Genomic DNA, 14,558 nt, shown 5'->3' with positions numbered 1-14,558 from the left:
TGAGATTCAGTATAAGCAATCCCAATCTCCAATCCCTAATCTCCAATAGTATTAAGTTATGTTGTCAGAATTAAAAAAAGCAATTTCTCAAATAGATATTCCTGCTGATTGGTTGGGAATTAGAGTTGTAAAAGATACAACCTATACTCACCATATCCGTGATGGCATACCTCAAAGTAACGGTAAATCCTTTACTAAAGGGTCGATGCTAGAAGTGATGGTCAATGGTTGTATCGGTTATGCAGCGATTAATTCCTTACAAGTGCTTGATTTACAAGCAGCTGCTAAGAAAGCATATCATCAAGCACTTGCTGCAAGTGAGTGGTGGGTATATCCATTTAAAGCAGCAAGCGAGCGCCCTAAAGTAGTAGGTCAGTACACTTCGCCATTTCTCAAACCTCTTGATGCTTTAAGTGCAGGCGAAATCAACGACTTACTCATCCGCATCTGCCAAACACTTAAGGTTTGCGATCGCATAGTGCAAACCACCGCTATTGCCTCAACCAGCGAAAAAGAAACTTGGTTTGTAAGTAGCAATGGCTCCGAAGTGTATCAAAAATTTATGTTTTTTAGCACTCATTACGGAGCAACAGCCCAGGATGGAGCGATCGTTCAGCAACGTTCTCAAAATGGTTGGCAAGCAAACTGCTACCAAGGTGGATTGGAACATTTTCAAGAAACACATTTGTGGCATCAAGTTCAACAAATTGGCGAACAAGCAGTAGAACTTCTTACAGCAGAAGAATGTCCGACATCACGTACAAATCTGGTATTAGCGCCAGATCAAATGATGCTACAAATTCACGAGAGCGTTGGGCATCCCTTAGAAATTGACCGAATTTTAGGTGATGAAAGGAACTACGCGGGTGGTAGCTTCGTTGACAAAAAAGATTTCGGGAATTTGGTGTATGGCTCTCCCTTGATGAATATTACCTTTGACCCCACTGTACCCAATGAATTTGCTAGCTACGGATTTGATGACACTGGTACCGTAGCAACACGGGAGTACTTAATTAAAGAAGGCGTTCTTCTTCGGGGTTTGGGCAGTTTGGAAAGCCAAGCAAGAGCAGAAGTACCCGGAGTAGCCTGCGCCCGTGCTTGTTCTTGGAATCGACCAGCAATCGATCGCATGGCAAATTTGAATCTTGAACCTGGAGAAGCGTCTTTTGAGGATACGATCGCCTCAGTAGAACATGGTGTTTACATGGAATCAAATCGCTCTTGGTCAATAGACGATCGGCGATATAAATTTCAATTTGGTTGCGAGTACGCAAAGCTGATTGAAAATGGCAAACTGACAAAAACTCTTCGCAATCCAAACTACCGAGCCACAACTCCAGAATTTTGGCAAAGTTTAGTTAAAATAGGTAATTACTCCACTTGGCAGATGTACGGCACTCCTTTTTGTGGTAAGGGAGAACCAAACCAGGCTATTTGGGTAGGTCATGGTTCACCCGTTTGCGTATTTGCCAACGTTGAAGTGTTTGGTGGAGGAGCTTGAGGAGAAGGCGAGAAATCGCGGACAAGGGGACAAGGTAGAACGTAGCTCTCGATTGACTCCCCTACTTTTTCACAGCCCCCATTCTCCTCTCTCCCCACTCTCTCCCGATCCCTGATTCCTAATTCCTAATTCATGAAACACGAAAAATTGTCTGGCTTAGAAGTTAGCTTTAACCAATTAATAGACACTCTCCTTGTAAAAAAGGCAGAAAGCGAACAATTCACGATAAAACTCAGTAGCGAAAGCAGCCAATTTACACGTTTTAATCGTGCCAAAGTACGGCAAACAGGTTGTGTTGCTGATGGTTGGATAGAACTAACTTTGATGCAAGATGGGCGCAGTAGTTTTCGTCAGTTTCCCTTTACTGGGAATTGGGAAGTCGATTGGCAAGTGGCGTATAGAGCTTTACAAGAATTACGCGAAGAACTTCCCCAATTACCCGTAGACCCCTATTTAGTATTACCATCAGGTACTAATACCAGCCGAGAGGTTCATATTGGCAATTTATTAGCTGATGAATTAGTCGTCCCAACGGTATTGGAACCCGTTGCAGAATTTGATTTTGCTGGGATATATGCTGGGGGCTCGGTGATTAGGGCTTATGCTGATTCCAATAGTCAAAAACACTGGTTCAGTACTGATACTTTCACATTAGACTATTCTATATTTACCGATCGCGGACAAGCCGTGAAAGGAACTTTTGCCGGGAGTGATTGGAATCCCGAAGCTTATACTGCAAAAATTAGCGATGCAAAAACACAGTTAGAGTTACTTTCTCGTCCGGCAAAAGAATTACCTAGAGGACGATATAAGACATATTTTGCACCAGCAGCAGTCTCCGATTTATTGCACATGCTTTCTTGGGGAGGTGTGAGTGAAGCCGATTTACAACAGGGAGGAAGTGCGTTAGCTTTTCTTTGGCGAAACGAAAAGCAGTTATCTCCAGAATTTCATCTAAAAGAAAATTTTCAACGAGGTTTAGTACCGCGTTTCAATGAATGGGGAGAAATGTCCGCGCTGGAAGTGAAGATTATTGAAAAGGGAGTTTTAGTTAATACTTTAGTCAATTCTCGTACTGCTAAGGAATATGGAAAACTTGCTAATGGTGCCAATACTTATGAAGCTTTACGAGCCCCAGAAGTCATGCCAGGGAATTTAAAATTTGAAGAGATTATTCCTAGTTTGGATACAGGGTTATATGTCTCAAATTTGCATTACTTAAATTGGAGCGATCGCCCAACAGGAAGAATCACAGGAATGACCAGATATGCTTGTTTCTGGGTTGAAAAAGGCGAAATTGTTGCGCCTATTGAAAATTTGCGATTTGATGACAGTCTCTATCGTTTTTGGGGAGATAATCTAATCGATCTGACTAATTTTCAAGAATTTATTGCTGAAGTGGGAACTTACGAGGCTCGCCAACTCGGAGGCAATATGGTTCCAGGTATGTTGGTTGAGGATTTTACTTATACGTTGTGACGACAACATTTAATTTGCATATTAGCAGATGGTACTAGAGAAAAATTCTCAAATTTGGGGCTTACCTGTTGACAGCAAGTATCAAATATGAAACGGGTATTATTAGGGATATAACATTTGATTTGTGAAGAAATGAGAAATATTATCGTATCTTGTAGGACACAAGGTATTACGCCTCTAAAAGTTTGAAACGACCGCTCCGTTTTTTTAACGGGGATAAAGGGGATAGAGGGTTTGCTGTCAAGTCTAAAAATACGATAGAATAAGATACTCACTCAATGTAGCTTAGCATGACTGCTTGTCACGCATGTGATGGCGAACATCGCCTGCATTCTCTCTTCGTTTGAGATGTCGTGCGTAGGGAGCTCGCCAGTCAAATGTTAAGTTGAGAGGTTACATAGAGATATTAAATCCATCCCCTCTGTAAAAATGTTGGCTTATGAAGTAAAGGATACATAAAAATTATACTCAGTTGCTACTTATGCTTGAAAAGGGGAACTGATTGAAACAACACACTAATAACTTGCCATATACTTCGGGAGATAAAACGCGAAGTTGTTAAGAACTACCAACCCTACTGACCTTTTAAGGTTCTATCTGTTTCAAGCAACCCGTGGTTGGTTATCGGCGTTTAGCAAACGATATGTGGGAAGCAATGGAAGTATCAAAAAAATCCAGGTTAAGCTAGAGAAGAGAGTTGGGGTTAGCTTTGCACCTCTCATTTGGGTAAGGAGCAAAACTCAAACTCAATGGCAAGAATTTTCTCAAGTTGGCAATGTCCTTACTCCATGCTGCGAATCATTACTCAGCAGGCAGATGTTAGAGCAGAACTACAACGGATCTGCGATCGCATCCAAGATGAACAGGTACTTCATAAAGAAGCAACAGTGCGGGAAGTGTTGCAAGCAGTGAAGCGCCAAGGCGATAAAGCTGTACTGCAATACACAGCCGAATTTGACGAGCAAACCCTGAAGCCAGAAGAACTGCGCGTGACAGGCTCAGAACTGGATGCAGCGTACCAACAGGTATCGCAAGAGTTACTTGAGGCAATTCAGTTGGCGTGTCGCAAAATTGAAGCGTTTCACCGCCAGCGAATACCAAAAAGTTGGGTTCACTTTGAGGATGATGATGTAGTGCTTGGCAAGCGCTACACACCTGTAGATAGGGCAGGGTTATACGTGCCCGGTGGTCGCACCCCCTATCCAAGTACGGTATTAATGAATGCTATTCCGGCAAAAGTGGCTGGCGTACCTCACATAGTTATGGTGACACCACCCGGTCCTTTAAAAGCGATTCACCCATCCGTGTTGGTCGCTGCTCAAGAAGCTGGAGTGCAAGAAATATACCGTGTTGGAGGCGCACAAGCGATCGCTGCTTTAACTTACGGTACAGAAACTATTCCCAAAGTCAATATCATTACAGGTATAGGTAATATATATGTCACGTTAGCGAAAAAACTAGTATACGGTACAGTTGGCATAGATTTCCTTGCAGGACCAGGGGAAGTCTTAATTATTGCTGATGAAACTGCAAATCCCGTTCGCGTTGCGGCTGATATGTTAGCCAAGGCAGAACAAGATCCAATGGCAGCAGCAGTTTTGTTGACCACAGATCCGGGTTTGGCAAAAAACGTACAAGTAGCAGTGGAAAGACAGCTGATAGATCATCCCAGACGAACGCTAACAGAGAAAGCTATTGCTCACTACGGCTTGATTGTGATTGTGGAATCACTCCGAGCAGCCGCAGAACTCTCAAATGAATTTGCACCCGAACACTTAGCAGTGGAAGTGCAAGAACCCTGGGAAATCTTATCACTTATTCACAATGCCGGTGCAATTTTCTTAGGGCATTTTACACCAGAAGCTGTGGGAAATTATTTAGGAGGTCCCAACCATACCTTACCCACTTCTGGCGCTGCCCGGTATGCTTCTCCATTAGGAGTAGAAACCTTTATGAAACACTCTAGTATTATTCAATACTCGCAAACTGCACTAGAGAAAGTGGCTCATGCAATTGACGTCCTAGCATCCTCGGAAGACTTGCCTTCGCACGTTAACTCGGTACAACGCCGAATTGATAAGGAAAAAGATGATATGAATTATTAATTTTTGCCTAGACTTTTTGCAAAAAAGAGTTTGCAATTGCCAAACTTAAAGTTTAAGGCTATGCAAACTCTGTCCAAAGTTTGGGCATGGTAAGTATAGCGTTAACTATAATTACTTATTATCTGTGTGTGAGGTCTACTGTTTTGGAGACAACAGCGGTGATAAAAACGATTTTAGTAGCTCTAGACGATTCAGAAGTTACCGACCAAATTATTCAAACGGTACAGCAATTTATGCTGCCGAAAGATAGCAAAGTCATTCTGTGTCACGTGTTTGCTACTTCAGAATCAAAGATGGAACTTCCTGCTGACCGCCCGCATCCAGAGTCTTCAACCTTTTCTTACGCACAAATTGAAAAACAACTCAAAGGGTATCAAACTCAACTAGCGGTTGAAAGTGATATAGAACTCGTTGCAGGCGACCCAGCCCAAGAGATTATTCGTCTTGCTAACATTTACAAAGCTGACTTAATTGTCACTGGCAGTCGTGGATTAACAGGCGTGAATCGAATTGTTCAGGGTTCCGTCAGCGGTCAAGTTGTAGAAGATGCCCCTTGTTCTGTAATGGTAGTAAAAGGTACATAAATAAAAAATTATAGCGATCTATACGTAGGATATTAGCTAATTTTGTCAAAATTTCTGGCAAGTAGAATTCACGACTATACAAACGAAATTCGGCTATACGGACTTATTGTAGTTTGTAGAGGCGGGCTTTGGTTGTATAGCCTCACTCTAGAAGAGTGAGGGCAATTTACACATTTGGAATACCCATCTTACAGTGCTGAAAATTTTTCACCAATCATTATCAGACATCCTTTCTGATGGGAAGAGAGTCATTGTCAATTTTGGTTGAGAAACTTGTTGTTGAACCTTTTTCTTTCTGAGGCTAAACTGCTAATTTTGGCTGAATGGCGTCCTCTTCATAAATCTCGTGCTCTCTGTTAATAAAGACTTTTGATAAGGCCTCATATGCTTCTGTCCATGCTGCGATGACTTCTTCCGTAGCTCCTTCTTCTCCCAACACATCCTTTATTGCTTGCAACAAACACTTTCCTACAATAGGGTATTCTTCTGCTAATACCTGAGCTTCTACATGACGATGGGCAATCCTCTCAACCATCGATCCTAAAGCAGCTAGATTGTCAATTTGAAGAGCATAACCATAAACTGCTTGTGCTAATTTTACTGGTTGAGAGCCATCTTCTTGCGCCGACATATTAAACTTTTCTCTCACTTCTGGATGCTTTTGAAACATGATTTGATACATCCTAGTTGTGATTTGCAAACCTTGCTTTTTAAGTATAGGGGCTGTCAATTTAACAATTTCTATTGTTTTTTGGCTGACCATAAATAACTCCTAAATTTTAAAGTGTTTCAGTCATTTCTTGTGTTGTTTTGACTGAATTATTTTTTGTTATTACCATCATAGAAAGCATTTTTTCTGACTTCTATGAGCTAGCTCATAATAGAAAGCATTGGTATTGCGTAAAAATCCCTAGTACATAAAGGCAGAAGTACGCTCGTCAGAGGGCAGAAGGCACAAAAGCTTTTATTTTAAGCTTTTTGTCTGTTACTAAGGGTTACCTTATTTACGCCATGTTGTACTAGCTTCTTTAAGGAGGTTGGGAATCTATAGCATTTATAAAATTTCAGTATCTAAAGCTGTTAAGAATTAGCAAACATCTACCACTTTGTCCAAAAAAAGAGTAAATTTAGATACCACTCATTTTGGGTAGGCTCATTAATCATGCTGAGTATATTTTTTACTTTATTTCCTGTATGTATCAAGCTGAAAGGGTGAGGAATGATAACACCAGCACTATTAAATAATCGTTATAAGGTACTGAGAGTATTAGGAAGTGGAGGATTTGGGGAAACGTTTTTAGCAGAGGACACCCAAATGCCCTCAAGTCGTCGCTGTGTGATTAAGCAACTTAAGCCTGTTGCTGATAACCTCCAAGTTTATCAACTCGTACAGCAACGATTTCAGCAAGAAGCAGCGATTTTAGAAGAACTCGGAGATCGAAGCGATCGCATTCCCCGATTGTATGCATATTTCTCTGAAAACGGGCAATTTTATTTAGTTCAAGAGTATATTGAAGGTCAAACCTTGACCCAAAAGGTGTATCAGCAAGGTGTGCTGAATGAAAGTGAAGTCAAGGATATATTAATCAATATTTTGCCGATTCTAGATTTTGTTCACAGCAAGCGCATCGTGCATCGAGATATCAAGCCAGATAATATTATTTTGCGCTTTTCAGACGGCAAACCAGTCTTAATTGATTTTGGTGCGGTGAAACTGACAATGCAAACAGAAATGGCTTCAGGAAACGCCAACCCATCAATTGTTATTGGAACTCCGGGATTTATGCCCACGGAACAATCTATAGGAAGACCGGTTTTTGCTAGTGATATTTATAGTTTGGGCTTAACGGCAATTTATTTGCTTACAGGTAGAATGCCACAACAGCTTGCATGCGATAACATCACAGGTGAAACTCTCTGGCGGGATTTTGCTCCTTATATTAGCCCTGGTTTTGCAGATGTGTTGGATAGAGCAATTAGAAGAACACCTAGCGAGCGTTATTCGAGTGTCCAACAAATGCTTGTGGCATTGCAAACTCCTGCTATTCCCGTTGCACCTACAGTACCAGTTTATGTCGCTCCTACAGTGCCCCTAAACTCTCCTCCAGTCACTCCATCCCCTCCATCAATACCAGCACCACAACCAACTATCCCAGTTGGACAACCTCCTGTTGTCTCTTACCAATCACCAGCAACAACTGCATCTGTGACAAGTCATAACGGTATAGCACCTTGGCAACAGGGTATTGCTATCGGTGTCTTAGTTGGGGCGTGTGTTGTAGGTGGTTTTTGGTTTTTGAAAGGACAAACACCCGCCCCCTTAGAGGGAACAACTGTCGTCCGGTCGGGTTCTACTTCAAAATCTAGTTCAAACTCTAATAGGGGACAAGAACCTAGCACGACACAATCAAATAATTCTTCGACACCACCAGACTCTGATTCTCAGCAATCGCAACAGGGTAATGCAACTTCTCCACCTGCTTTTGCAGAAAGTGAAGCAAGAGATTTGATTAATAAGTGGTTGCTAGCCAAACGAGTGATGTTTGCACCTCCTTACGATCCCCAACCTGCGGCTGAGCTAACAACAGGTAGCCAGTATGAGAGTACCGCAGGAGAGGAAGGTTCTATAAACTCCTTGAAGAAAGACGGTCATTCCTACAGGTACAGAGTACAAACTATAGATAGTGTAGATGAGTTTTCTGTGAATGGCGATCGCGCTATTATCCAGGTTAAAGTGACGGAAGACCGTACACTTTTAGATAGAAATGGTAACATTTTGCCAAAAGAAACTGATTATAAAACAAGAACAGTTCGTTATAATCTAGAATTTGCCGATGACCGTTGGAAGATAGCTTCAACTGAAATTATTAATAGCGATCGGTGACGGTTGACCGATAAATCTCTCTATTTTCAAATAGGGGGATTTATACTATTTCTTTAAACCCAATCTTTAGATAAAAAAGTCCGTAGTAGCGCTACCGCATACAATGCCAGCAATTACATTGATTGAATAAATGCCTTTTGTCTGAAGATTAAGTATCTAAATAAACTGCAAAGGTACAAAGGACACGAAGAATAAAAACAAGAAGATGAGTGGGCTTATAGTGCTCGAGGGAGTCATATAAAGAGTTAAGTAAAATTAAATCCAATAAAACCTTCGTCTATCCAAAATTCAAAAATATATGAATTTTTTAAAAAAAATACCCCATATTGCACGAATTTTAATTATTGCAATGACAGTTTCATTTGGTATTATTTTGAGTGCAGCATTGGCGCTAAAATTTTCTGCACCAAACCCAACGAATGTTGGAGGAAGACCCTCCTCTCCACCAAAGATTGTTTCCGTCGTCCCAACCTCCCATCCAACAGAAGCGTCTTCTGTTATTGTCTCTTCCCAACCAGTAGAAATTGCAGCCAATCCCGCTTCATTCCAGAAACAACCGGTAGAAAATCAAATAGCATATGGACATTTTTCTTATGCACAAGCCAATCCTAGCGAATTGATGATTGTCAGTAGTTACGCAACGGGTGATGACCAACGCTTTGAGTTGTTAAATATTGAAGCAGGACAAGCACTAATGCGAATGATGTATTCTGCAAGAGAAGAAGGTGTTTGGATAGTACCTGTTTCCGGTTTTCGTACCATAGAACAGCAACAAAAATTGTTTCAAGACCAAGTGAAGCGTCGCGGTTCCGTAGAAGCAGCAGCAAAAATCAGCGCACCTGCAGGATTTAGCGAACATCATACTGGTTTTGCTGTGGATTTAGCAGATGGTAGAGCCCCAAAGCAAGATGTCACCTTGGAATTTGAAAAGACAAATGCCTATCGTTGGTTGACTCGTCATGCTCGAGAGTTTGGATTTGAATTGTCTTTTAAGCGCAATAATTCCCAAGGTGTGAGTTTTGAGCCTTGGCATTGGCGATATGTTGGTTCACCAAATGCAATAGCAGCATTCGCTCATGCTAGAAAGTGAAGTTAACTCAGATCATTGCTTTTTGCCCAATAATTGGTCAATAACTACAGCTATTTCAGCAGGCTCAACTGGCTTGGGAACATGCATTTGAAAACCAGCTGCAAGGGCTTGTTGCCGATTGTTTTCTCCTACATACGCCGTAAGAGCGATCGCCGGAATTTGCCCTCCTTGCTCTTGCGACATCGATCTAATCTGACGCAGCAGAGTGTAACCATCTACTTTTGACATCCCAATATCGATTATCAATATATTTGGCTTTGATTGTGCCAATACTTCTAGCGCCTCAGTGGCAGATCCCACGGCGTTGACATTAGCTCCATACTGTTCAAGCGCGAAGGTGATAAATTCTCGCGTACCAGCATCATCCTCTACCACTAAAACTTTTATATTGCTCAAATCCAAAAATAGCGGAGGTTTTTTGGGGTTTGAGTGTGTCTGTTGGGGAGCTTTTATCAGTGGTAGCTTGATTGTAAAGGTTGTACCCTTTCCAACACCAAGACTTTCCACCACAATTGTTCCGCCATGAGCTTCTACTAATTGCCGGGAAATAGCCAGCCCCAAACCTAAACCTCCAAATTGACGAGTGATAGAACTATCTTCTTGGCGGAAACGGTCAAACACAAAGGGTAAGAAGTCGGGATGGATACCTTGTCCCGTGTCACTGACTGTAATATGAGCGTAGCGGTTCACTCGTTGTAGTTCTACAATAATAGAGCCGCCTTCTGAAGTAAATTTGATGGCATTTGAAAGCAAGTTCCAAAAAACTTGTTGCAATCTATCTGCATCACCCATAACTGGTTCTACAGTCGATTCAAGTACTGTTTTGATACGAATTGATTTTGCTTCAGCAGCCAGACGAACTGTTTCAAGAGCAGCAGCAAGCGGCACGATCAATGTCACTGAAGTTAAATTAAGTGTTAATTTGCCCCGCACAATTCGTGAAAGGTCAAGCAGATCGTCAATTAATTTTGCCTGACGTTTCGCGTGCTCCTCAATTGACGCCATTGCCTGTTGTAGTTTTGCTTCCGGTAACTTATTGGTTTGCAACAGCCTTGACCAACCCAGAATTGGCGTCAGAGGAGTTCTGAGTTCGTGGGAGAGCATAGCCAAAAACTCATCTTTAATTCGGTTTGCTGCTTCTGCTTCTGCGCGGTTTGCCTGCTCTCGGGAGAGCAGAGACTCGCGTTCTTCCTCCATGCGTTTGCGGGCAGTAATGTCACGTTGAATGGCAATGAAGTGTGTTATGGTTTGATTGACATTACAAATCGGGCTAATATTCCATTCCACATAATATTCCGTACCATCTTTGTGGTAGTTAATTGCCTCACCATGAAAAGGTATCGCCTCAGACAGATGTTTCCGCAAGTCATCCAGGACAGAGCGATCGGTTTTAGGACCTTGCAACAAACGTGGAGTTTTACCCAATACTTCTTCAATCTCGTAACCAGTCATTTGACTAAAAGCTGGATTGACAAAGACAATTTCAGGCCCTGGGGGGTCAAGTTTTGCTGTGGTAATAATAATAGAATCTTTAGATTGTTGTACTGCAGACAGTAAAAGCCGTATGGTCTCTTCTGCGACTTGCAAGTCCCTCATGGCATAGCTCAAGTTCTCAAGAGCTTTTGTCAATCGACTTTGTTGGTGTAAAGGTAATTTGCTGGCATTCTTTTGCAGTTCAGTCATGCGTTTCTGCACGTATTGAATCTGCTTGACAAACTCATCTTCGTTCACTTGTTCTCTTCCGAAGCACTCGCATCAAATTCCATTGTGAACGGCGATGTCCAGCACTTGCATTTATACTAGGAGAGATTTTAGATTGCGTTAACATATAGTTGATTTGTTAATCCACGCATCTAAAATCGTATCACTTCACCTGAAATGTCCCAACAACCTGCTGTAACTCTTCAGCAATCTGTAGAGTTTGGGCAAAAGAATTGGAAACCTGACGTGAAGAATCACTCGTGCGTTGAGAAGTTGCTGCAATTGCTTTCATCAATTGACTTACGACTTGTGATGTTTCCACCTGGGAGGCTGTGGCTTCAGAAATCGATCGCACTAACAAATCGATTTGCCGAGAAATTTCTAGAATTTGATTGAGATTTTGCTTGGCATCGTCCACAATGCGCGTACCGTCCATCACTTGAGTTGTTCCTAACTCCATTGCTTGAACAACTTCTGTTGTTTCTAGTTGAATACTCTCAACTATCTGTTCAATTTCTCGCGTGGCGACTACAGTTTGGGCTGCTAATTCTCCTACTTCCTCAGCGACGATCGCAAAACCCTGACCTTCTTCACCCGCACGCGATGCTTCTATACCAGCATTGATGGCAATCAAGTTTGTTTGGGTAGAAATCTGGTTGATCAAGGCGACGACACGGGAAATATGTTGTGTTGACTCTCCCAATCTCCTGACTTTTTTCGCAGTGTCGCTGACTGTCTCTCGCAAACGCAGGAAGTGTTGCACTGTCATATCCATCGCCCACCCGCTTTTTGTGGCTGTGTGAGCAGCATCATGGGCTACTGTAGCTGCTTGTTCGGCGCTTGCTGCTACTGCTTGAATTGATTGAGTCATGTTATCAACTGCATCAAGAGTGCTGTGAATTTCTGTTGCTTGAGCAAGGGCTTCTTCAGCTAGGTGGCGGACTGCTCCTTCGTTCGATCCGATCGCCTGATTCACTTGCAATGCTGATTCTTTGACTTTCGTCACAATATCTCGCAGGCTTTCAACAATGGAGTTGAAAAAGTCAGCAACAGTGCCAATTTCTCCAACTGTCACTTCAGCACGTACTGTTAAGTCTCCACGCGCTGCACTCTCTATATTATCTATAAGATCTGAGAGTTGAGCTTGTAGAGTGTCTTTGTTTTGCTGTTCTTCAGGGGAAGTTATGGCAACACCACGTTCTACTTGTTGGAGAAGTTGTGCTTGCTCCAAAGCATAACCTGCTTGAACTGCAACTTGTCTAAATAAGTCAATTTCTACAACTTGCCAGTTCCGGGGATTAGAACATTGATGAGCAACTAACAAGCCGTATAGTTGCTTGTTCGCATAGATAGGCGAGATGAGATATGCTTTGACAGCTAGCGCTGCTATTTGCTCTAAGCAAGACGGGCTGAGAGAAACTTCTTGAATGTTATCAACTGCTTTGACACGACCTATTTCATATTCTTTAAATTCTTCTTGAATTTGGTAAGGTTTAATAACAGTTGTTCCTATTACTGATGTTAAAATATTGCTCGAAGACTCGGCAACTATTTTTCCTTGTAAGTTCTCGTCTAAACGATAAAAAACCACTCTATCTGCTTGTATCGCTTCTTTCGTCGTTGATACTAATGTCTTCAAAACTGTTGCAGGATTTAAGGTTTCTCTAATGCGGGTCGTGATACTGTTGAGGTAAAATTCTAGTTTTGCTTGATTTTCTCGACGTTGGTTTTGTTCTGCAAGGCTGTCTGCCATTGAGTTAAAACTCATAGCTAATTGCCCGATTTCATCAGTGGTAAAAATTTGCGATCGCGTGGATGCTTGACCAACTGTAAATTTCTGTGCTGTTTGTTGCAAGTTTTTGATTGGTCTGATAATTGCCCGTTCCACAAGCAATGTCCAAAGAGAAATCAACAGCAATATAATAAAAATAGTCAGAGCTTGTCCTTGCCAACCATGCCTTAATAAATCACTCAAAGCCGTTTCTGGAGTGCCTCGAACCAAAATAGCCACAGGAGCGTCACCAGAAATTGTTTGATTGCCCTCCACTCCTTCAGTCATTTTATTAGGAATGGCTTTAGCTGCTATCACATAAGTTTTCTTATCTAAAACCAGGTGTTGAGTGACTGTTTTTCCTGGAGAATTCTTAGTAGCTATATTAAGTAAAGATAAAGCTTTTTTTGGTAAGGGAAAATTTTGTTTAGTGTCTTCTAAGTTATCTTGATATAAAGATGTTGCTAGTGCCAATTCTCCATTTATGTTGCGGAAATAAACAGCACTGTAGCCACCTCCAATAGTTTCCACAGTCTTTTTGGCGATTGTATCTTTCCCACTTAAAATTTTTCCGGCAACTAAAGCGCCAACAACTGTTTGTGTTTTTTCATCTTTAACGGGTACGATCGTATAACGGATGAGAGTGTCTTGCTGTTTAAAACCTTCTGGGAAAGCAGGTAACTCTTGGCTCAATTCCGACCATGTAATAACGCTATTGGATGTTATTGTTTGAGAATTTTCTATTGCCTCACTAACTTGATTGTTAGGATTAAAAATTTCTCCTTGACGGTCAGGGTTAAGATTGGCAATAATCTTAAAATCTCTACCTACTAGAGTTGCATACTCTATTTTGCTATTGCGAGCTTCCTCTTCTAAAATTTTTTTAGTGTTTTCTTGTAAACTTGGACTTAAAGAATTACTATTATGAGCGATCGCGGCATGAATTATTGTAGGATTGATTGCTTTTTGTCTCAATATTGAGTTGATTTGATTGACCTGTGAATTATAATTTTCATTCGTGACAGCCAATTCCAACTTAGCCTGTTCTAATAATTGACTTTGCAATCCTTGGTTAATAATTAATATGATGCCACCAGCTATACCTATAACAGATACCAATTCACAAGTAATTAAACCAATAAATTGTTTGCTACTAATAGGGAGGTTATTAAAACGTTGTAGTAAAAATGTTTTGTTGTTAGGTCGGTCTACTTTACCGATTTGAGATTGTTGGGTACGCAATCTAGATTGAGAACCTTGCAAGCTGGAAATATTAACTTTATTATTAAGCATAAACAACACACCCAGATTTGGTAAATGCAAGAAAAAATGTGTTTCCTTCACAGGATAAACCTTACCTAACCAAATACGAATTATGGCAATAAATCGTGAAGACTTTGTGAAGATAAAACAGTGTTTATTGTTGCCATCAATTTACAATAT

Annotated in this window: 9 protein-coding genes; 6 read left to right on the top strand and 3 right to left on the bottom strand. The window is 41.3% G+C overall.

Annotated elements, in window-relative coordinates:
- The first annotated feature begins 58 nt into the window (after window positions 1-58).
- From HC643_RS22255 to HC643_RS22240, 4 genes are all read left to right on the top strand, one after another.
- The gene (locus HC643_RS22255; RefSeq protein ID WP_038089391.1) at window positions 59-1,501 is read left to right on the top strand and encodes a TldD/PmbA family protein; all 1,443 of its coding nucleotides are present in this window, start codon (window positions 59-61) and stop codon (window positions 1,499-1,501) included.
- Between the two features lie 132 nt (window positions 1,502-1,633).
- A complete protein-coding gene (locus HC643_RS22250; RefSeq protein ID WP_038089389.1) occupies window positions 1,634-2,980 on the top strand; it encodes a TldD/PmbA family protein in 1,347 nt (448 codons plus the stop codon).
- Window positions 2,981-3,768: 788 nt separating this feature from the next.
- Window positions 3,769-5,085: a histidinol dehydrogenase gene (gene hisD / locus HC643_RS22245; RefSeq protein WP_038089399.1), complete on the top strand. Its 1,317-nt coding sequence runs from the start codon at window positions 3,769-3,771 to the stop codon at window positions 5,083-5,085.
- 158 nt (window positions 5,086-5,243) lie between these two features.
- The gene (locus HC643_RS22240) at window positions 5,244-5,669 is read left to right on the top strand and encodes a universal stress protein (protein WP_038089387.1); all 426 of its coding nucleotides are present in this window, start codon (window positions 5,244-5,246) and stop codon (window positions 5,667-5,669) included.
- Between the two features lie 301 nt (window positions 5,670-5,970).
- On the opposite strand, the gene HC643_RS22235 is transcribed toward HC643_RS22240, so the two are convergent.
- Window positions 5,971-6,432 carry a globin domain-containing protein gene (locus HC643_RS22235; protein ID WP_038089386.1) on the bottom strand — a complete coding sequence of 154 codons (462 nt, stop codon included), beginning with the start codon at window positions 6,430-6,432 and terminating at the stop codon, window positions 5,971-5,973.
- A 456-nt stretch (window positions 6,433-6,888) separates the two neighbouring features.
- On the opposite strand from HC643_RS22235, the gene HC643_RS22230 reads away from it, so the two are divergent.
- Complete coding sequence (locus HC643_RS22230) at window positions 6,889-8,553, top strand: protein kinase domain-containing protein (protein WP_038089381.1); 1,665 nt, start codon at window positions 6,889-6,891, stop codon at window positions 8,551-8,553.
- Window positions 8,554-8,902: 349 nt separating this feature from the next.
- Window positions 8,903-9,643 carry a M15 family metallopeptidase gene (locus HC643_RS41505; protein ID WP_237265925.1) on the top strand — a complete coding sequence of 247 codons (741 nt, stop codon included), beginning with the start codon at window positions 8,903-8,905 and terminating at the stop codon, window positions 9,641-9,643.
- Window positions 9,644-9,655: 12 nt separating this feature from the next.
- Here HC643_RS41505 and HC643_RS22220 read toward each other — a convergent pair whose 3' ends face one another.
- Complete coding sequence (locus HC643_RS22220) at window positions 9,656-11,374, bottom strand: ATP-binding response regulator (protein ID WP_050045291.1); 1,719 nt, start codon at window positions 11,372-11,374, stop codon at window positions 9,656-9,658.
- A 133-nt stretch (window positions 11,375-11,507) separates the two neighbouring features.
- Window positions 11,508-14,408, bottom strand: a complete 2,901-nt coding sequence (locus HC643_RS22215) for a methyl-accepting chemotaxis protein (RefSeq protein WP_237265924.1) — start codon at window positions 14,406-14,408, stop codon at window positions 11,508-11,510.
- Between the last annotated feature and the right edge of the window lie 150 nt (window positions 14,409-14,558).

Origin of the sequence: Tolypothrix bouteillei VB521301 (assembly GCF_000760695.4) — a bacterium.
GTDB classification, from domain to species: domain Bacteria; phylum Cyanobacteriota; class Cyanobacteriia; order Cyanobacteriales; family Nostocaceae; genus Scytonema; species Scytonema bouteillei_A.
This window is presented reverse-complemented; position numbering and strand designations above follow the sequence as displayed.

Excerpts from the sequence above, each read along its gene's own strand:
- hisD (WP_038089399.1), top strand. The coding sequence starts at position 3,769 with ATGCTGCGAATCATTACTCAGCAGGCAGATGTTAGAGCAGAACTACAA.
- HC643_RS41505 (WP_237265925.1), top strand. The coding sequence starts at position 8,903 with ATGACAGTTTCATTTGGTATTATTTTGAGTGCAGCATTGGCGCTAAAA.
- HC643_RS22235 (WP_038089386.1), bottom strand. The coding sequence starts at position 6,432 with ATGGTCAGCCAAAAAACAATAGAAATTGTTAAATTGACAGCCCCTATA.
- HC643_RS22215 (WP_237265924.1), bottom strand. The coding sequence starts at position 14,408 with ATGCTTAATAATAAAGTTAATATTTCCAGCTTGCAAGGTTCTCAATCT.
- HC643_RS22250 (WP_038089389.1), top strand. The coding sequence starts at position 1,634 with ATGAAACACGAAAAATTGTCTGGCTTAGAAGTTAGCTTTAACCAATTA.
- HC643_RS22230 (WP_038089381.1), top strand. The coding sequence starts at position 6,889 with ATGATAACACCAGCACTATTAAATAATCGTTATAAGGTACTGAGAGTA.
- HC643_RS22255 (WP_038089391.1), top strand. The coding sequence starts at position 59 with ATGTTGTCAGAATTAAAAAAAGCAATTTCTCAAATAGATATTCCTGCT.